Origin of the sequence: Amycolatopsis sp. NPDC051102, assembly GCF_040682815.1 — a bacterium.
GTDB lineage: Bacteria > Actinomycetota > Actinomycetes > Mycobacteriales > Pseudonocardiaceae > Amycolatopsis.
This window is the reverse complement of record NZ_JBFBBT010000020.1, coordinates 104,568-123,159: the sequence shown is the minus strand read 5'-3', so window position 1 is coordinate 123,159 and position 18,592 is coordinate 104,568. Positions and strand designations below refer to the sequence as shown.

Below are 18,592 nucleotides of genomic sequence, written 5' to 3'. Positions count from 1 at the left end.
TCGGCCCCTCCCCGCGCCGAACGCGGCGCAGATCACAGCACGAATTTCAGAGCCGCTCGAGCACCACGACGGGAATCTCACGGTCGGTCTTCTTGGCGTACTCGTTGTAGTCCGGCCAGACGGCGGCGAGCTTCTCCCACAGCTTCGCGCGCTCCTCGCCCGACGCCGTGCGGGCGCGGGCCTTGAACTTGTCCGCCTTGACCTGCACGCCGACCTCCGGGTGCTCGAGGAGGTTGAGGTACCAGCCGGGGTGGTTCGGCGCGCCGCCCTTGGAGGCCACGATCACCGGGTTCCCGTCGGCTTCCTGGTAGATCAGCGCGAACTTCCGCTCCTGCCCGGTCTTGCGGCCCTTCGTGGTCAGCACGAGCGTCGGCACGCCTTCCTTCCACTCGTGACCGACCTCGCCGTCGGTCTCCTCGTAGCGGCGGACGTGCTCGTCACCGAACAGCATGCGTGGTTCCTTTCGTGATCGGCAGCAGTGGCGGGCTCACCACTTGAAGGTTTTCCTTGTTTCCAACACACACGCCCCGCGCGATCTTCCCGCGGCATTCACTCGTTCGGGGGAGGTCCCCCGAGCAGCGGCTTCTCGGGACACACCCTCCTCCCAGTAGATTGCACCGACCGAGCACGCCGTGACACCCGAGACCGACCCCTGGAGGAGCCAGCGATGAAGGCCCGGCCGCACGTGACACTGGAAGACGTGGCACGCAGCGCGAACGTCTCGCTCGCGACGGCGTCGCGGGTGCTCAACGGCACCGCGTCCGTCCGCGCCGACCTGCGGGAGCGGGTTTCCGCCGCCGCGGCCGAGCTGGCCTACGCCCCCAACGCGCACGCGCAGGCCCTCGCCGGCGGCACCCACCGCACGGTCGGCGTGATCTGCCACGACGTCAGCGACCCGTACTTCGCCGCGATCGCGGGCGGGGTGATGCGGGTGGCCACCGACAACGGGCTGCTCGTGATGCTCGCCGGCACCTTCCGCGACCCGGACCGCGAAGTGGCCTACGTCTCGACGCTGCGCGCGCAGCGGGCCGCGGCCATCCTGCTGATCGGTTCGGCGTTCGAGGACCGGGCGTGGGAACGCGCGATGGCCGCCGAGCTGGAGCCCTACCGCCGCGGCGGCGGGCAGGTCGCCGCGGTCAGCAGGCACCGCGGGCTCAAGATCGACACCGTGCAGCCGGACAACAAGGGCGGCGCCGCCGCGCTGGCGAAGGAACTGGTCGGCCTCGGCCACAAGCGGTTCGCCGTGCTGGCCGGGCCGCGGCGGCTGAGCACCGTGATCGACCGGCTGGCCGGGTTCTCCGGCGAGCTCGCCGCGCACGGCATCGAGCTGCGCGAGGACGACGTCGTGGAGGCCGCGTTCAGCCGCGACGGCGGGTACGAGGCGACGAAGCGGCTGCTGGCCGGCCGCCGGCGCAAACTGCCGACCTGCCTGTTCGCCGTCACCGACGTGATGGCGATCGGCGCGCTGACGGCGTTGCGCGAAGAGGGCGTCTCGGTGCCCGGCGACATTTCGGTGGCCGGGTTCGACGACATCCCGGTGGTCCGCGACCTCGCCCCGGCGCTGACCACCGTGCGGCTGCCGCTGGAGGAACTCGGCGAGCGGGCGATGGACCTGGCGATCAAGGGGTCCGCGGGCGGCCGGCCGCGGACGGTCCGGCTGTCCGGCGAGGTCGTCCTGCGCGAGAGCACCGCGCGCCCCAAGCGCTGACCCGGGCAGGGCCTTGTCGAGCTCCGGCACAGGCCCTACCGTGGGTTGAGAAAGCGCTTTCTGACCCTCTCGGAGGTCCCGATGCTCGTGCTCCCGGTCCCCGGCGGCGGGCTGCAGAACTGGTCGCCGTCCGGCCGGCCGCGCCCCGCGCCGCCGGGGACACCGCCGTCGTCGCGGATCGCCTACGCCGCCGCGCACGTCGTCGCGGACGCGCTGGCCGACGAGCCCTGCGCCGTGGACTGGGACACGACGCTGGCCTTCCGCGAACACCTCTGGGCGTGCGGGCTCGGCATCGCGGAGGCGATGGACACCGCGCAGCGCGGCATGGGCCTGGACTGGGCCACGACGCGGCAGCTGGTCACGCGCACCGGTGCGGCCGCGGCCGGGCGGCGCTGGTGCGCCGGGGTCGGCACCGACCAGCTGCCGCCGGGGCCGGCCACCGTGGCGTCCATTGTGGACGCCTGGCGCGAGCAGCTGGACCTGGTCGCCGGCGCGGGCGCGGTCCCGGTCGTGATGGCCAGCCGCGCGCTGGCCGCGGCGGCCACCGGCCCGGCCGACTACCACGCGGCCTACGGGAAGGTGCTGTCCGAGGCGGGCGGGCCGGTCCTGCTGCACTGGCTGGGCGAGCAGTTCGACCCGGCGCTGGCCGGGTACTGGGGCCACGACGACGTCCGCGCCGCGGCCCGCGAGCTGGCGACGCTGTGCGCCGAGCACGCCGCCACGATCGCCGGGGTGAAGGTCTCGGTGCTCGACGCCGAGGTCGAGATCGAGTTCCGGCGGGCGCTGCCGGACGGCGTCGCCTGCTACACCGGCGACGACTTCAGCTACCCCGAGCTGATCGCCGGCGACGACGAGGGCCACAGCGAGGCGCTGCTCGGCATCTTCGACCCGATCGCCCCGGTCGCCGCGGCTGCGCTGCGTTGCCTGGACGACGGCGACCGGGCCGGGTTCCGCGCGCGGCTCGACCCGACCGTGCCGCTGGCGCGCGAGATCTTCCGGGCACCGACCCGGCACTACAAGACCGGCGTCGTCTTCCTGGCCTACCTCAACGGCCACCAGAACCACTTCCGGATGCTCGCCGGCCAGGAATCCGCGCGCACGATCACCCACCTCGCCACGCTGCTGCGGCTCGCCGACGAGGCCGGCGTGCTGGCCGACCCGGACCTGGCCGAGGCCCGGATGCGGCCGCTGCTGCAGGCCGCCGGGGTGGCGTGATGGACCCGCGGCTGAGCCTCAACCAGATCACCACGAAGTCCTGGTCGCTGCCCGAGGCGGTGGCCGGCTGCGCCGCGGCCGGCGTCGGCTGGATCGGCCTGTGGCGCGACAAGGTCGCCGAGACCGGCGTCGGCGAAGCCGCCCGGCTGCTCGAGGAGCACGGGGTGCGGGTTTCGTCGTTGTGCCGCGGTGGGTTCTTCACCGGCGTGACGCCGGAGGGGTCCCCCGTGGACGGGATCGCGCAGACGCGGGAGGCGATCGACGAAGCCGCCGCGCTCGGCGCCGGCGTGCTCGTGCTGGTCGTCGGCGGGATCGCGGGCAACGACCTGCCCGCGTCCCGGCAGCGCGTCGCCGACGCCGTCGGCGAGCTGGCGCCGTACGCCGGGGAACGCGGGGTCCGGCTCGGCCTGGAGCCGCTGCACCCGATGCAGTGCGCGGACCGGTCCGTTTTGTCCACTGTGGACCAGGCGCTGGCGATCGCCGCGGAGCACCCCGCCGAGCAGGTGGGCGTGGTGGTGGACGAGTTCCACGTGTGGTGGGACCCGCGGATCGAGGAGTCGATCGCCGCGGCCGCGGGCCGGATCGCCGGGTTCCACGTCTGCGACGTCCTGGTGCCGCTGCCCGATCCGCTGCTGGGCCGCGCCCTGCCCGGCGACGGCCCGATCGACCACCGCCGGCTGCGCGCGGCCGTCGAAGCCGCCGGCTACACCGGGCCGATCGAGGTCGAGGTGTTCAACGCCGGCCTGTGGGGCCGCCCGGGCGCCGAAGTGCTCGCCGAGACCGTTGCGGCATTCGAGCGATACGTGGCCTGATCCGGTCCGCCTGGCGGTACGCTGGGTCCATCAGGCGGACGGGGCGCTCGATGACCACGGATGACGAGGGAACGGTCCGGAGCGTGCTGCGCGCGTTCGACCTGCTCGCCCTCTTCACCGAACACCGCCGGACCTGGGCGGTCAAGGATCTCACCACGGCCAGCGGCTTGGCGAAGACGACCGTCCTGCGGCTGGTCGCCACCTGCGAACAGCGCGGCCTGCTCTGGACCCGCCCCGACGGGCGGATCACCGTCGGGCCCGGGATGCTGCGGTGGGCGCAGCTGGCGAACACGGCGTGGCAGCTGCCCGAGCAGGTCCGCCAGGTGCTGCGGGAGCTGGCCCGGGAGTGCCGGGAGACGGTGAACCTCTACGTGCGCAGCACGTCGGTGCTGGTCTGCGTGGCCCAGCAGGAGGGGCCGCTGGCCATCCGGCACGTCGGGCGGGTCGGGGACGAGCTGCCGCTCGGCTCCGGGGCCGCCGGGCGGGTCCTCGACGGCACCGAGGGGGCCGCGGTCAGCCACGGCGAGCCCGAAGCCGGCGCCTCCAGCGTCGCCGCGCCGGTGCACGACGGCGACGGGCGGGTGCTGGCGGCCCTGGCGATCACCGGGCCCAGCAGCCGGTTCGGCGCGGGCGAAACCGCCGCGTTCGCCGAAGCCGTCACCGCCGCCGCGGTGCGGATATCGCAGATCGGCCTCGGGACGCGAGCGGAATAAGCCACAAGGGGCCGGATCCCGCCGGGTTGTTGGCTAGGCTGCCCGACATGCCGAACCTGCTGGTGGTGGAAGACGACGCGGCGATCGGCAGCGTGCTCGAATCGACCCTGCGGCTGCACGGTCACCAGGTGTGCTGGCGCCGCGACGGGCGGACCGCTTTGCAGGCCGCCGAAGCCGGCGATTTCGACCTCGTGCTGCTCGACCTCGGCCTGCCCGACCTCGACGGCGTCGAGGTCTGCCGCCGCCTGCGGGCCGCGCTGCCCGCGGCGGTGCTGGTGATCCTCACCGCGCGGCAGGAGGAGATGGACGTCGTCGTCGGCCTCGACGCCGGCGCGGACGACTACCTCACCAAGCCGATCCGGCTGGGCGAGCTGCTGGCCAGGGTCCGCGCGCACCTGCGGCGCGGCGCACCGGCCGGGGCCCGGCCGCCGGTGACCATCGGCGGGCTGACCGTCGACATCGCCGGCCGCCGCGCCACCCTGGGCGGGCGCGAGGTGGTGCTGCGCGCCAAGGAGTTCGACCTGCTGGCGCGGCTGGCCGAGCAGCCCGGCGTCGCGGTCAGCCGCGACACGCTGATGTCCGAGGTCTGGGACGCGCACTGGTACGGCTCGACGAAGACCCTCGACGTGCACATCGCCGCGGTGCGCCGCAAGCTGGCCGCGGCCGCCGGACCCGACGAGGAGGTGCCGCGGATCGCCACCCTGCGCGGGCACGGCTACCGGCTGGAAGACCCGGCGCGCTCCGCCGCCGAAGGGTAGCCGTGCGCCGCCGGATCATCTCGCTGACGGTGCTGGCCGCCGCGGTCGCCACCCTGCTGTTCGCGCTGCCGCTGGGCATCGCGGTGACCCGGTACTTCCGCGACGACGCCACCACCGAACTGGAACGGGCCGCGGACACGGTCGCGCTCGCGGTGTCGCACGAGCTGGACGCCGGGCGGCTCCCCGTCGTGCCACCGCCCGGCGACGACGACGACGCCGACGCCGAGGTGGGCGTCTACAGCCCGGCCGGGCGGCTGCTCGCCGGGCACGGCCCGGCCGCCGCCGGCCCGATCGAGCAGCAGGCGGCGAGGGCCACGGTGGACGTCGTCACCGGGAACGAAGGCGAGGACCTGGTGCTGGCCGTGCCGGTGGTCAGCGGGTCCCGGGTGACCGGCGTCGTCCGCGCCGCGATGCCGGAGACCGCGCTGACCGTGCGGATCGCGCTCACCTTGCACATCATGGCCATCTTGGCGGCCGCGGCGATCGGCGCGAGCTGGCTGACCGCCCGGCGGTTCGCGAAGCGGCTCGTCCGGCCGCTGGAGGAGCTGGCCGTCACGGCCGGGCGGCTCGGCGATGGCGACTTCACCGTCCGGTCGCCGCGGGCGGGCATCCCCGAGATCGACCAGGTCGGCGAGGCACTGGACGCCACCGCCACCCGGATCGGCGAAACGCTGGAACGCGAGCGCGCGTTCTCCGCGGAGGCGTCGCACCAGCTGCGCACGCCGCTGACCGGGTTGCGCCTGCAGCTCGAAGCCGCCCTGGAGACCCCGGCCGCGGACCCGTACGCGGCGATCCGCGCCGCCATCGCGTCCGCCGACCGGCTGGAACGCACCATCGACGACCTGCTGGCCCTGGGCCGGAAACGCCGGGGGCAGCGAGCCGAGCTGAACCTCGGCCGGCTCCTCGACGAGGTCCGGCAGGCCGGCGAAGCCCTGCTCGCACCGCAGGGGCGGACGCTGCGCATCGTCCGGGACGACCCACCGCCGGCGCACGTGGCGCCCGCGGCGGTCCGGCAGGTCCTCGGCGTACTGCTGGACAACGCGGCGACGCACGGGCGCGGCACGGTCACGGTCGTGGCCCGCGACGCCGGCGACGCGCTCGCCATCGACGTCGCCGACGAAGGCCCCGACCTCGGCGAAACGGACCCGTTCGCCACGGCCCCCACCGGCCACGGCATCGGCCTCCGCCTGGCCCGCAGCCTCGCCGAGGCCGAAGGCGGCCGCCTCCGGCTCAGCCGCCCCGCCCCGCCGACGTTCACCCTCCTCCTCCCGGCCGCCGAACCCCCCGGCCCGGCGTGACGAACCGGGCATCACCCGTGTCTGGAGGGGCATCAGCCGTGATGACCCTCCAATCACGCGTGATGACCCTCCAATCACGCGTAATGCCCCTCCAATCACGCGTAATGCCCCTTCAATCACGCGTGATGCCCTGGAAACACGCGTGATGACCCGGAACGATTCGCCACGTTTCATGGCCGATGTGCAATGAATCACCTGTGATTCATCTGTACGCGCAATGTTCTCGTGTTTTGCGGGCCGGAAACGGCCGTTACCGTCGTCGGCATGACTTTGCGAGCCGCGACGGTGCGGCGGAAACCGGTCGCCGACCTGGTCGCCGAAGGTGATCATGGCACGTTGAAGCGGTCGCTCGGCCTGGGGCAGCTCACCATGCTCAGCATCGGGGCGACGCTGGGCAGCGGCATCTTCGTCGTGCTCGGCGAAGCCGTCCCGGTGGCCGGGCCGGCGGTCGTGCTGTCGTTCGTGCTCGCCGGGATCACCGCGCTGTTCTCGGCGCTGTCCTACGCCGAGCTCGCCGGGATGATCCCGCTGTCCGGTTCGTCCTACTCCTACGCGTACGCGACCCTCGGCGAGCTGGTCGCCTGGGTCTGCGGGTGGTGCCTGGTGCTCGAATACGGCGTCTCGGTGGCGTCGGTCGCGGTCGGCTGGGGGCAGTACCTCAACGAACTGCTGCGGCTGGCCTTCGGCTTCGCCATCCCGGACGCGCTCAGCCAGCCGCCCGGCTCGGGCGGGGTCGTCAACGTGCCCGCCATCCTCGTGGTCGTCCTCGCGATGGTCCTGCTCCTGTCCGGGGCGAAGGAGAGCGCGCGGGCCAACGCCGTCATGGTCGCGGTCAAGATCGGCACGCTGGTGCTGTTCTGCGCGATCGCCTTCAGCGCCGTGCAGGCGAAGAACTTCACGCCGTTCCTGCCGCTCGGGCTGGCCGGGCTGAGCGCCGGCGGGGCCAAGCTGTTCTTCGCCTACATCGGCTTCGACGCCGCGTCGACCGCCGGCGAAGAGGCGAAGAACCCGCAGCGCGACCTGCCGCGGGCGATCCTGCTCTCGCTCGGCATCGTCACCGTGCTGTACTGCCTGGTCGCGGTGGCCGCCGTCGGCGCGCTGCCGTGGCAGCAGTTCGACGGCCAGGAGGCCGCGCTCTCCCACGTGCTCGACGTCGTCTCGGACAACCCGTTCTGGGCCGGCCTGCTGGCCGCCGGCGCGATCGTGGCGATCACCAGCGTCGTGCTGACCGTCCTGTACGGACAGACCCGCATCCTGTTCGCGATGTCCCGCGACGGCCTGGTCCCCGCTGCCCTGTCCAAAGTGGACGCCAAGAGCGGCACCCCGCGGGTCAACACCCTGGTCGTCTCGGCCTTCGTCGCGGCCCTGGCCGCCTTCATCCCGCTCGGGAAGCTGGCCGACGCCACCAGCATCGGCACGCTGTTCGCGTTCGGCCTGGTCAACGTGGCGGTCCTGCTCCTGCGACGGCGCCAGCCGGACGCCCCGCGCTCGTTCCGCGTGCCGCTTTCGCCGGTCACGCCGATCCTGGGCGTGCTCTGCTGCGGGTACATGATGCTCAGCCTCGACGGCGCCACCTGGGCCGTCTTCGGCGGCTGGATGGCGCTGGGCCTGCTGATCTACTTCGGCTACGGGATCCGGCGGTCGAGGCTGGCATGAAGGTCGCGATCCACCAGGGCCCCTTCGCCGACCTCGCCCGGGTCGCCGCCGAAACGGACGCCGACCTCGTCGTCACGGCGGAGATGAGCACCACCGGCTACCACATCGGCGCCCGCACGCACGAGCTCGCCGAGCCGGCCGACGGCCCCACCGCGGCCCGGATGTCCGCGCTGGCCCGGGAAACCGGCGTCGCCCTCGCCTACGGCTACCCGGAATCCGACGGCGAGCACGTCCACAACAGCGTCCAGCTCGTCGACGCGGCCGGGCGCCGGCTCGCCAACTACCGCAAGACGCACCTGTTCGGCGACCTCGACAAGGCCTGGTTCACCCCCGGCGACGAGGCCGTCGTGCAGGCGGACCTCGGCGGCGTCCGGATCGGGCTGCTGATCTGCTACGACGTCGAATTCCCGGAGCTGGTCCGCGCGCACGCGCTCGCCGGCACCGAGCTCCTGGTCGTGCCGACCGCGCTGATGCACCCCTACGAGCTGGTCGCCGACACGCTCGTGCCCGCGCGGGCCTACGAAAGCCAGCTGTTCGTCGCCTACGCGAACCGCTGCGACACCGAGCAGGAGCTGACCTACTGCGGGCGGTCCTGCGTCGTGGCCCCGACCGGCGCGGTGCTCGCCCGCGCCGGCGCCGGTCCCGAGCTGATCGCCGCCGACGTCACGCGGGATGTCTTGCTCGCGTCCCGCACGGAGAACACCCACCTGGCCGACCGACGGCCCGAACTGTACCGAGGAACCACCGCATGACCTCCGCCGTCCCGACCGCGATCCACCACGACGAACCGGCGGGCCGCCCGATCACGATGTTCGGCCCGGACTTCCCGTTCGCCTACGACGACTACCTCGCCCACCCCGCCGGCCTCGGCTCGCTGCCCGCGCACCGGCACGGCACCGAGGTCGCGGTGATCGGCGGCGGCCTCTCCGGCATCGTCACCGCGTACGAGCTGATGAAGCTGGGCCTGCGGCCGGTGGTGTACGAGATCGCCGAGATCGGCGGGCGGCTGCGGACCGTGCGGTTCCCCGGCTGCCCGGACGACGTCGTCGCCGAGATGGGCGCGATGCGCTTCCCGCCCGCGTCCACCGCACTGTTCCACTACATCGGCAAAGTGGGGCTGGAGACCACGCCGTTCCCGAACCCGCTGGCGCCGGGCACGCCCAGCACCGTCGTGGACCTGAAGGGGCAGAGCCACTACGCGCGCACGCCCGAGGACTTGCCCGCCGTCTTCGGCGAAGTCGCCGCGGCCTGGGACCGGACCCTGGCCGAGCACGCCGCCTTCGCCGAGATGCAGACGGCGATCCGCGACCACGACGCGAAGACGATCAAGCGGCTGTGGAACGAGCTGGTGCCGCGGCTGGACAACCAGACGTTCTACGGCTTCCTCTGCGACTCCCCCGCATTCGCCTCTTTCCGCCACCGCGAGATCTTCGGCCAGGTCGGCTTCGGAACCGGTGGCTGGGACACCGATTTCCCGAACTCCATCCTGGAGATCCTGCGCGTGGTCTACACCGGAGCCGACGACGAGCACCGCAGCATCGCCGGCGGCAGCCGGCAGCTCCCGCTGCGGCTGTGGGAGCACGCCCCGGAAGACATCGCTTTCTGGCCGGCGGGCACCAGCCTGAGCACGCTGCACGGCGGCCGCCCGCAGCCCGGCGTCGCGCGGCTGCACCGCACCGCACCTGGCAACATCACCGTGACGGACACCGAAGGCCACATCCGGACGTTCCCGGCCGCGGTGTTCACCGCGCAGAGCTGGATGCTGCTGTCGAACATCGAATGCGACGAAGCCCTGTTCCCGATCGACCACTGGACGGCGATCGAGCGCACGCACTACATGGCGTCGTCGAAGGTCTTCGTGCCGGTCGACCGGCCGTTCTGGCTGGACCGCGACGCAGGCACCGGCCGCGACGCGATGAGCATGACGCTCACCGACCGGATGCCGCGCGGCACGTACCTGCTCGGCGACGACCCGGCGAAGCCCGCGGTGATCTGCCTGTCCTACACCTGGGCCGACGACTCGCTGAAGTGGCTGCCGCTGCCGGTCGGCGAGCGCGTCGAGGTGATGCTGCAGTCGCTGCGCGAGATCTACCCGGGCGTCGACGTCCGGCGGCACATCATCGGCGATCCGGTGACCGTGTCGTGGGAGGCCGAACCGCACTTCATGGGCGCGTTCAAGGCGAACCTGCCCGGCCACTACCGCTACCAGCAGCGGCTGTTCACGCACTTCGTGCAGGACGAGCTGCCGGCGCGGTACCGCGGGCTGTTCCTGGCGGGCGACGACATCTCGTGGACGGCGGGCTGGGCCGAGGGCGCGGTGCAGACGGCGCTCAACGCCGTCTGGGGCGTGCTGCACCACTTCGGCGGGGCCACCGATCCGGCGAACCCGGGCCCGGGTGACGGCTTCGCGGACATCGCGCCGATCACGCTGCCGGACTGAGCGTGCCCCGATCGGGTGTTGGCGCGGGAGCGCATCCGACATCGTGCTCACTACCCTGCCCGGCGCATCGGCCCGTGCGACGATGGGGCCATGAACACCGAGCCGGCGCCGAGATGGCGAAGACTGGAACCGGACGAACGGAAGGAACAGATCTACGCTTGTGCGGCGCGGCTGTTCGGTGAGCGCCCCTATTCCGCAGTGTCCACTTCGGACATCGCCGCGGCGGCCGGCGTCGCGCGGGGGTTGATCAACCACTACTTCGGCACGAAACGCGAGCTGTACCTGGAAATCATCCGCCGCGCGCTGACCGTGCCGCGGCTGGCCGTGGAGATCCTCCCCGACGGGCCGCTCGAGCTGCGGGCCGACGTGGCCATCGAGTGGTTCCTCGACATGGTCACCAGCCAGGAGCGGATGTGGCTGGCCGCGATCGCGCCCGAGGGCATCGGCCGCGACTTGGAGGTCGAGCGCATCCTGGAAGAGGCCGACCGCGAATCCGCCGACCGCGTGCTGGAGGCCGTCGGGCTGTCGCGGGAGAGCGAACACGGGCCGGAGCTCAACGCGCTGGTGCGCGCGTTCGGCGGGATGGTGAAGTCGGCCGGCCGGGAATGGCTCGTGCGCCGGTCACTGACCCGCGACCAGGTGCACCTGCTGCTGTCGAAGTCGCTGGTGACCCTGGTCGGCGAGATCTTCCCGGCCATCCAGGCCGAGCCGCCGCGTACCGGCGGTCCCGCGTAGACCGAAGCCCCCGGCGCCACGAGGGGGAGGAGGGCGCCAGGGGCTCCGGGTCAGTGGGCGAACCACCGACGCACGCCCACGGTACGCCCCGGCACTGTCAAGTCGCTGTCAGCCGCCACTGTCCGAATCGTGCAGCTCCGCCAACCGGTGGGCGAGCCCGTCGAGACACCGCCGGACGGCGTAGTCGTAGAGCTGCGCGTAGTAGCCCGAGGCGAGGTCGGGGTCACCCATCAGGTCGTGCATCGCCGCGCCCAGCTCGGCCATCCCGGGCATGTCGGAGCGTTCGCGGAAGGTCGCGTACTCCTCGGTGTTGTCGATCCGCAGCGCGAGCGCGCCGTCGCGGTCGTCCTCCATCGCGACGAACTGGCACGCGGTCATCAGCAGCAGGTTGTAGGCCAGCACGCTCTCGCGGCCGAACCCGGCGCCCAGCAGCACGCCGATGCCCGCGTCGATGGACCGCGTGGCCGCCTCGACGGACGGGCCGAACAGCGCCAGCCGCCGCGCGCAGCCCGGGTAGGTCCGCAGCACCGCGCGCAGGTTCGCCAGCAGCGCGGTGAACCACTCCTGCCACGGCAGCCGCTCGTCCGGCAGCTCCAGCAGCCCGACGACCCGGTCGACGACGGCGTTCACCACCGCGTCCCGGTCGCCGACGTGGTGGTAGATCACCGCCGGATAGGCCTCCACGGCGCGGGCGAGCTCCCGCAGCGTCCAGTTGTCCAGGCCGCGCTGGGCGGTCAGGTCGGTGGCCGCGCTGACGATGCGGGCGGCGGTGAGCGCCGGCAGTCCCGCCGCGGCCCGCGACCGGGGGCGCTGGCCCGTGCCCGAGGATGAGGTCGGCATGGGGGGTAACGGTATCGGCACCGCCCGGCCCGGTGCCAGGTCCGCGCGGGTACGGCAGGATCGGGGTATGGCACGCGCACAGGCCAACGGTCTCGAGCTCGAGTACGACACCTTCGGCGATCCGGCGGACCCGCCCCTGGTGCTGGTGATGGGCCTCGGCGCCCAGATGATCACCTGGGAGGACGGTTTCTGCGAGCTGCTCGCCGGCCGCGGGTTCTTCGTCGTGCGGTACGACAACCGGGACGTCGGCCTCTCCACCTGGCTCGACCACCTGCCCCCGCCGGACCTGGCCGCGCTGGCCGCCGGCGACCTGGCGACCGCGCCGTACACGCTGTCGGACATGGCCGACGACGCCGTCGGGCTGTTCGACGCGCTCGGCATCGGCCGCGCCCACGTCGTGGGGGCGTCGATGGGCGGGATGATCGTGCAGCAGCTGGCCATCGACCACCCGGACCGGCTGTCGTCCGTCACGTCGATCATGTCGACCACCGGCGACCGGGCGGTCGGGCAGGCCGAGCCGTGGGCACTGGCGCTGCTGACGCGGCCGCCGGCCAACACGCGCGAGCAGGCCATCGCCGACAGCGTCGAGGGCTACCGGAAACTCGGCTCCCCCGGCTACCCGGACGACGAGGCGTTCCTGCTGGCGAAGGCGGCCCTGCACTACGACCGCGCCCGCCACCCGGTAGGCACGCTGCGCCACGCGGCGGCGGTGGTGGCCTCCGGCGACCGCACCGCCCGGCTCCGGGACGTCCGGCTGCCGGTCCTAGTCGTCCACGGCGACGCCGACCCGCTGATCAACGTCAGCGGCGGCAAGGCGACGGCGGAGGCCGTCCCGGACGCGGAGCTGCTGGTGATCCCGGGCATGGGCCACAACCTGCCGCGCGCGGTCTGGCCGGAGCTCGCCGACGCGATCGTTCGAGTGACGTCGTCGAGTAAATAGCGCGTAAAGATCCCGGGCCCGGACGTACGGAATGTGTCCTGGCTCATGCCCTCGCACGCCGCCGGACCTGCACTGGGGGCATGACAGAAGGCTTCGGGTTTCCGTTCGGCTGCGTGGCCGCGGTCGCCGCGGTGAGCGTCGCCAACCTGGCCGGGGCGGCGGCCCACCCGTGGTACGCGCTGGTCACCCTGGGCGCGGTGGTCACCACCACCGCCTTCCGCGGCCCCCCGCCCGCCGCGGCGGGCGTCACGGCGATCGCCTGGGCCCTCCACACGGGCTTCGTCCTCGGCCGCTTCGGCGAGCTCACCTTCACCCGCCCCTCGGCCCTCGCCGCCCTGGTCCTGACCGCCACCCTGGTCACCGGCACCCTCACCCGCACCGTGTCGACCCTTCAATCACGCGTGTCGACCCTTCAATCACGCGTGTCGCCCCTCCAGACACGCGAACCGACCCTCCAAGCACGCGAACCGACCCTTCGGGTACGCGAGTTCGCCGGCCGGGTGCTCCGGCTTCCGTGATCGGAGGGTCGACTCGCGTGATCAGGAAGCCGACACGCGTGATCAGGAAGCCGACACGCGTGATTGAAGGGACGACACGTCAAGGGCGGCGGGCGCCCGACGCGCGGCGGGCGGCCGAAGCCGCGGTGAGGCGGGCCAGGCCCGCGGGCTGGAGCGGGTCGATGCCCGTCAGGTCGCGGACCCGCCGCAGGCGGTAGTCGACCGTGTTGGGGTGGACGTGCAGGCGGGCCGCCGTGCGACGGCGGTTCGTGTCCAGGGCGAGGTACGTCTGGAGCGTCTCGGTCAGCTCCGGGTGCGCGTGCAGGGGGTCGAGCGCGGCCGCGAGGCGGTCGCGGGCCGCGCCCGGGCGGGTCAGCTGGTACTCGACCAGGACGTCGTCCAAGCGGTACAGGCCCGGCGGGCGGCCGAACCAGCGCAGCACGTCCAGCACCTCGCCGGTCTGCGCGGCCACCGCCCGGACCTCCTCCGGCGCCGCCGTGTCCGCCGCCGCCAGCACCGTCACGCCCGCCGCGCGCCCGGCCGCGGTGACGACCGCGTGCCACTCGCCGACCGCGGTCAGCCGGCCGGCCAGCGGCAGCAGGACCAGCCCGCCCGGGCCGTCCAGGGACGCGAGCACGCCGTCGCCGCAGACGTGGTCGAAGGCCGCGAGGAACCGGCGGAGCTTGCGCCGGACGGCGATTTCGGCGTCCACGCCCGGCGACTCCTCGTCGGCGTGCGGCCCGAGTTCGACGCTCAGCACGAGGTACCGCGCCGGCAGCGCGATCCCGGCGCTGCGGGCGACGACGTCGACCGGGCCGCCGTCGACCAGCACCGACAGCAGCGTCCGGCGCGCGGTGTGCTCCTGCCCGACCTTCGTGCGCAGCTCCTCCAGGTAGCCGCGGGTGACGGCGCCGGTGACGGTCCCGACGAACGCCAGCACGCGGTCCGCGACTTCGAGCAGATCGGCCACGTCCGCGCGGCCCGACGAAGCCGAGCCGACGGCGAAGATCTCCCGCGCGCCGACGTGGTAGGCGGTCAGCACGGCCTCCAGCGGGAAGCCCTCCTCCGCCCGGCGGACCGCCGACGCGCCGACCTCCCGCAGCTCGGCCGCGTTGAGCTCGCGGTCCTCCCGCAGGCTCCGCGCGAACGCCCGCACCGCCTGCCGGGTGATGCCCGCGATGTCGCCGGTCAGCTCCTCCACCGGCAGCCGCCGGTAGTCGGCCACCTCGGCCTGGATGCGCCGGAGCACCCGGGCGATCAGCTCGGGCTCCTCCCGGGTGAGCCGCTCGTGCACGCGCTGGCCGCCGAGGGTCAGCTCCCCGCCGGCCTTGTGCTCCGTCACAACCGATCCCCCCGTTCTCTGCCCGGATTCCCAGTCAACCCGGCCACGCGCCGTGCCGATGGTGTCACGGAGACCAGCCATCGGCACAACGTCAAGGAGGACGGCGTGCGAGTGAGAACGACGGCGTTCATCGCGATCATGGTCACCGCGCTGGTGGGCGCGACGGCGTCCCCGGCGGTGGCGAGCACCGCCGGGGAATATGTGGCACTGGGCGATTCGGCGGCGGCCGGGCCGCTGATCGTGCCCCCGGACATCGCCTCCCCCGGCTGCCTCCGGTCCCTGGCGAACTACCCGCACGTCGCCGCGAAGGACCTCGGCGTGCCGCTGACCGACGTCACGTGCTCCGGCGCGACCACCGCGGACATGACCGCGCCGCAGCAGACGTCGGCCGGCGCGGTGCCGCCCCAGCTCGACGCGCTCGGCCCGCAGACCCGCACCGTGACCGTGACGATCGGCGGCAACGACATCGGCCTGGTCGGCGCGGCGACCAGCTGCATCAACCTGCTGCCCGGCATCAACCCCGACTGCGTCGACCGGTACACCGCGGGCGGCCACGACCAGCTGGCCGAAAGGATCGCCGCGTTCGAGCCGGTGTGGGGCGCGCTGCTGGACGCCATCCACGCGAAGGCACCGAACGCCGACGTCTTCGTGGCCGGCTACGGCACCTACCTGCCGCACGACGGGTGCTGGCCGATCGCGCCCCTGACCCCGCGCGACGCGAACTACATCCAGGGCAGCGTCGACAAGACGAACGCCGCCCTGGCCCGGCAGGCCGCCGCGCACAACGCGCGCTACATCGACGTCCGGACCGCCTCGATCGGGCACGACGTCTGCAAACCGCCCGGGGTGAAGTGGTTCGAGAGCGTCATCCCCACGTCGGTCGCGGCGCCGCTGCACCCGAACGCCGACGGCATGGCCGCGATCGGCGGGCTGGTCGCCGCGGCGATCAGCGGCTGAAGTCCCAGCGGGTGACGCCGTACGGCTCGGCGCAGGCGACGCCGATGGCCCGGCGCAGCGTGAGCCGGTACAGGTGCCAGGGCGGCGGCCCGGCGCTCGGCGCCATGAACGGGGCCGTATACCCGCCGTCCAGCACCGTCGCGGGCCAGCCGCCCTCGCCGTAGACGGCCGCCACCCGGTCCAGGGTCGCCGCGTCGGTGACCCGGTGGGCTTCGCCTTCCATGGTGAGGTCGACGCCCTTCAGGCGCACCGACACGCTGCACGCCGGGTTCGCGGCCAGGTTGCGGGCCCGGCGGGTGCCCGGGCCGCTGACGAAGTACAGCGTCTCGTCGACCCAGATCGCGCCGACGCCGGCGGCGTGCGGCCGGCCGTCGGGGCGGACGGTGCCGACGAAGAACGTCAGGTCCTCCTTGGGGGTCTGGGTGGCGAGCAGGTCGCGCACCCGGCTCCACGGCAGCTCGGCGGACCCGGATCGGTCGAGGTTGTGGCTTGCGGTCGGTTCGGTCATACCCCAGTGTCGAACGAACCGGCCGCGGATCGACAGGCGGCGAGAGTTTTCACCCCGCCGGGATCCTCGTCGCTCGTGGCGGGGACGATCGCCAGCTCGTCGACGCCCGCGGCGGCGTAGGCCCCGATCTTCGCGGCGATCTCCTCGCCGGACCCGAGCAGGCCGACGGCGGCGACGGCTTCGGCGGGCACCGCGGCCAGCAGTTCCCGCGGGTGCGGCCGGCTGCGCGCGAAGTCGACGAGGTCGCCGAAGCCTTCCGCGCGGAACATGTCGGCGTAACCGGGCGCGGCGAGGTAGCCGACCACACCCCGGCGGAGCTGTTCGAGCGCGGCCGGTCCCGGGTCGGCCGCGGCGACCACCCACGCGGCCACCGGCGGCGGGGCCGTGCCCGCGCGTCCGGCCGCGGCGCGCAGCCCGCGCACCAGCGTCGCCGCGGCCGCCGGGCTGACGAGGTTGACGACCATCCGGTCGGCGTGCCGCGCGGCCACGTCGAGCGCCCGCGGCCCGAACGCGGCGATCGTCAACGGGGACTTCGGAGCGGGCAGCCGCAGCCGGTAGCCCTGCGAGCCGACCACCTCACCGTCCACAGTGGACTTCTCGCCGGCCAGCAGCTGCCGGACCGCGAGCGCGGACTCCGCCAGGGCCGTGGCCGCCCGGTCGCGCGACCGGCCGTGCCAGCCGCGCACGACGACGTCACTGGACGTCCCGAGCGCGACGCCCGTTTCGCGGCCGGTCAGCGCCGCCACCGACGCGACGCCCATGGCGATCGTCGCCGGATCCCGCACGGTCACCGCCAGCGGCCCGAAGGTCAGGGAAATGCCCGAAGTGGCCGCGCCGATCGCCGTGCCGAGCGCGAAGGCGTCCCACGTCGCCATCTCGCCGATCCACAGCTCCGGGTAGCCCGCCGCGTCGGCGGCACGGGCGGTGTCCAGCGCCTCCGCCGGCGGCCGGTCCTGCCAGAGCCCCAGCGAAACCGAAAGCCTCATGCGGTGACCACCATCGTGACCACCGTGGTGAACGAGCCGCCGACGTTGAGCGTCAACGCCGTCCCCGCGCCCTCGACCTGCGTCTCGCCCGCTGTCCCGGTCACCTGCCGGGCGGCGTCGCGCAGCATGCGGACGCCGGTCGCGCCGACCGGGTGGCCGAGGCCGATCAGGCCGCCACCGGGGTTGATCCCGGCTGCGTCGAGGCCGCCGCCGTCGATGAACCGGCCGCCCTCGCCGGGTGGTGCCGCGCCGAGGTGCTCCAGCGCGACCAGGCCGGTGATGGTGAAGCAGTCGTGCAGTTCGACGACGTCGAGCGCGCCGGGGCCGGGCACGCCCGCCCGCCGGTAGGCGTCGGTGACGGCCCCGCGCAGGTGCGGGAACAGGTACTCGCCCCCGGAAGCGATCTTCGGGGCGAGGCCGATGTGCGCGGTGCGGTGCCCGAAGCCCGCGATGCGCGGGAACCCGCCGCCGAGCCGGGCGGCGAACGCGGGCGAGGCCAGCAGGACCGCCGCGGCGCCGTCGGTGATCCGGCCGCAGTCCTGCCTGCGCAGGCGGCCCTCGACGACGGGGTTGAGCTCGTCGTCGGGCCCGAACGAGCCGGCCGGGAACCGCCAGTCGCGGGCTTGCCCCAGCGGGTTCAGGGCCGCCCGGGTGAAGGCGTGTTCGGCGAACAGCCCGAGGTGCGCCGGGTCGAGGCCGTACCGCTCGTCGTACGCGGAAGCGACGTCGGCGAACAGGGCGGGCCACGGGAACTTCGCGGCGACTGCCTCGTGCCCGGCCCACGCGGCGGACCCGAGGTGCTCGGCCGCGCGCTGCCCGTCGACGTTGCGCATCAGCTCGACGCCGACGACCAGCGCCACGTCGTACCGGCCGGCCTCGATGTCCGCGCAGGCGGCGAGGACCGCGGTGCTGCCGGACGCGCACGCGGCTTCGTGCCGGGTGCTGGGCACGCCGTCGAGCTCCGGCACCGCGGCCACCAGCAGCCCGCCGAGCTGGGCCTGGCCGGTGAAGAGCTCCGCGGCGAGGTTGCCGACGTGGGCGACTTCGACGTCGTCCGCGCTCACCCCGGCGTCGGCCAGCGCGGCGGGCACGACCTCGGCGAACAGCTCGAGGATCCCGCGCCCCTCCTCGGTGAAGTTGCGCGCGAAGTCGGTCTGCGCCCCGCCCAGCACGAACACCGTCATGAC

19 protein-coding genes are annotated in these 18,592 nt (G+C 73.6%); 13 read left to right on the top strand and 6 right to left on the bottom strand.

What is annotated here, in order from left to right; translation table 11 throughout:
- Positions 1–46: 46 nt before the first annotated feature.
- Positions 47–451: a nitroreductase family deazaflavin-dependent oxidoreductase gene (locus tag AB0M93_RS37935; protein WP_364283396.1), complete on the bottom strand. Its 405-nt coding sequence runs from the start codon at positions 449–451 to the stop codon at positions 47–49.
- Positions 452–667: 216 nt separating this feature from the next.
- Between AB0M93_RS37935 and AB0M93_RS37930 the strand changes: the two genes are divergently transcribed.
- The 10 genes from AB0M93_RS37930 to AB0M93_RS37885 all read left to right on the top strand — a co-directional run bounded on the left by AB0M93_RS37930 (position 668) and on the right by AB0M93_RS37885 (position 11,335).
- Entirely contained in the window at positions 668–1,708 is a 1,041-nt protein-coding gene (locus tag AB0M93_RS37930; protein WP_364283393.1) for a LacI family DNA-binding transcriptional regulator, read from the top strand.
- Positions 1,709–1,789: 81 nt separating this feature from the next.
- Positions 1,790–2,923, top strand: coding sequence for a dihydrodipicolinate synthase family protein (locus tag AB0M93_RS37925; RefSeq protein ID WP_364283390.1), 1,134 nt, complete (start codon positions 1,790–1,792; stop codon positions 2,921–2,923).
- Positions 2,923–3,735, top strand: a complete 813-nt coding sequence (locus AB0M93_RS37920) for a sugar phosphate isomerase/epimerase family protein (RefSeq protein ID WP_364283387.1) — start codon at positions 2,923–2,925, stop codon at positions 3,733–3,735. Before AB0M93_RS37925 ends, AB0M93_RS37920 begins: the two co-directional genes overlap by 1 nt.
- Positions 3,736–3,785: 50 nt before the next feature.
- Entirely contained in the window at positions 3,786–4,448 is a 663-nt protein-coding gene (locus AB0M93_RS37915) for an IclR family transcriptional regulator (protein WP_364283384.1), read from the top strand.
- A 47-nt stretch (positions 4,449–4,495) separates the two neighbouring features.
- A complete protein-coding gene (locus tag AB0M93_RS37910; protein WP_364283381.1) occupies positions 4,496–5,206 on the top strand; it encodes a response regulator transcription factor in 711 nt (236 codons plus the stop codon).
- A 2-nt stretch (positions 5,207–5,208) separates the two neighbouring features.
- Positions 5,209–6,504: a HAMP domain-containing sensor histidine kinase gene (locus AB0M93_RS37905; protein ID WP_364283379.1), complete on the top strand. Its 1,296-nt coding sequence runs from the start codon at positions 5,209–5,211 to the stop codon at positions 6,502–6,504.
- 264 nt (positions 6,505–6,768) lie between these two features.
- Positions 6,769–8,160, top strand: a complete 1,392-nt coding sequence (locus AB0M93_RS37900; RefSeq protein ID WP_364283376.1) for an amino acid permease — start codon at positions 6,769–6,771, stop codon at positions 8,158–8,160.
- Complete coding sequence (locus AB0M93_RS37895; RefSeq protein ID WP_364283373.1) at positions 8,157–8,912, top strand: carbon-nitrogen hydrolase family protein; 756 nt, start codon at positions 8,157–8,159, stop codon at positions 8,910–8,912. The genes AB0M93_RS37900 and AB0M93_RS37895 overlap by 4 nt, the downstream gene beginning before the upstream one ends.
- Complete coding sequence (locus AB0M93_RS37890; RefSeq protein ID WP_364283370.1) at positions 8,909–10,600, top strand: NAD(P)/FAD-dependent oxidoreductase; 1,692 nt, start codon at positions 8,909–8,911, stop codon at positions 10,598–10,600. The genes AB0M93_RS37895 and AB0M93_RS37890 overlap by 4 nt, the downstream gene beginning before the upstream one ends.
- A 90-nt stretch (positions 10,601–10,690) precedes the next feature.
- Entirely contained in the window at positions 10,691–11,335 is a 645-nt protein-coding gene (locus AB0M93_RS37885; RefSeq protein WP_364283367.1) for a TetR/AcrR family transcriptional regulator, read from the top strand.
- A gap of 108 nt (positions 11,336–11,443) precedes the next feature.
- Here AB0M93_RS37885 and AB0M93_RS37880 read toward each other — a convergent pair whose 3' ends face one another.
- Positions 11,444–12,175 carry a TetR family transcriptional regulator gene (locus AB0M93_RS37880; RefSeq protein WP_364283364.1) on the bottom strand — a complete coding sequence of 244 codons (732 nt, stop codon included), beginning with the start codon at positions 12,173–12,175 and terminating at the stop codon, positions 11,444–11,446.
- Positions 12,176–12,242: 67 nt separating this feature from the next.
- On the opposite strand from AB0M93_RS37880, the gene AB0M93_RS37875 reads away from it, so the two are divergent.
- Together AB0M93_RS37875 and AB0M93_RS37870 are read left to right on the top strand one after the other, a co-directional pair.
- Positions 12,243–13,115 (top strand): alpha/beta hydrolase, encoded by an 873-nt coding sequence (locus AB0M93_RS37875; protein ID WP_364283362.1) that lies wholly within the window; start codon positions 12,243–12,245, stop codon positions 13,113–13,115.
- Between the two features lie 80 nt (positions 13,116–13,195).
- On the top strand, positions 13,196–13,633 hold the full coding sequence (locus AB0M93_RS37870; protein ID WP_364283360.1) for a hypothetical protein: 438 nt from the start codon (positions 13,196–13,198) through the stop codon (positions 13,631–13,633).
- 79 nt (positions 13,634–13,712) lie between these two features.
- Here AB0M93_RS37870 and AB0M93_RS37865 read toward each other — a convergent pair whose 3' ends face one another.
- On the bottom strand, positions 13,713–14,954 hold the full coding sequence (locus tag AB0M93_RS37865; protein ID WP_364283358.1) for a helix-turn-helix domain-containing protein: 1,242 nt from the start codon (positions 14,952–14,954) through the stop codon (positions 13,713–13,715).
- Between the two features lie 111 nt (positions 14,955–15,065).
- Here AB0M93_RS37865 and AB0M93_RS37860 point away from each other — a divergent pair, with 111 nt between their 5' ends.
- On the top strand, positions 15,066–15,911 hold the full coding sequence (locus tag AB0M93_RS37860) for an SGNH/GDSL hydrolase family protein (protein WP_364283509.1): 846 nt from the start codon (positions 15,066–15,068) through the stop codon (positions 15,909–15,911).
- Here AB0M93_RS37860 and AB0M93_RS37855 read toward each other — a convergent pair.
- From AB0M93_RS37855 to AB0M93_RS37845, 3 genes are read right to left on the bottom strand one after another with little or no spacing between them, the layout of a single operon-like run.
- On the bottom strand, positions 15,901–16,419 hold the full coding sequence (locus tag AB0M93_RS37855; RefSeq protein ID WP_364283355.1) for a pyridoxamine 5'-phosphate oxidase family protein: 519 nt from the start codon (positions 16,417–16,419) through the stop codon (positions 15,901–15,903). The two genes, AB0M93_RS37860 and AB0M93_RS37855, sit on opposite strands and share 11 nt — an antisense overlap.
- Positions 16,416–17,405, bottom strand: coding sequence for an LLM class F420-dependent oxidoreductase (locus tag AB0M93_RS37850; RefSeq protein ID WP_364283352.1), 990 nt, complete (start codon positions 17,403–17,405; stop codon positions 16,416–16,418). Before AB0M93_RS37850 ends, AB0M93_RS37855 begins: the two co-directional genes overlap by 4 nt.
- Positions 17,402–18,589 (bottom strand): acetyl-CoA acetyltransferase, encoded by a 1,188-nt coding sequence (locus tag AB0M93_RS37845; protein ID WP_364283349.1) that lies wholly within the window; start codon positions 18,587–18,589, stop codon positions 17,402–17,404. Before AB0M93_RS37845 ends, AB0M93_RS37850 begins: the two co-directional genes overlap by 4 nt.
- Positions 18,590–18,592: the final 3 nt, after the last annotated feature.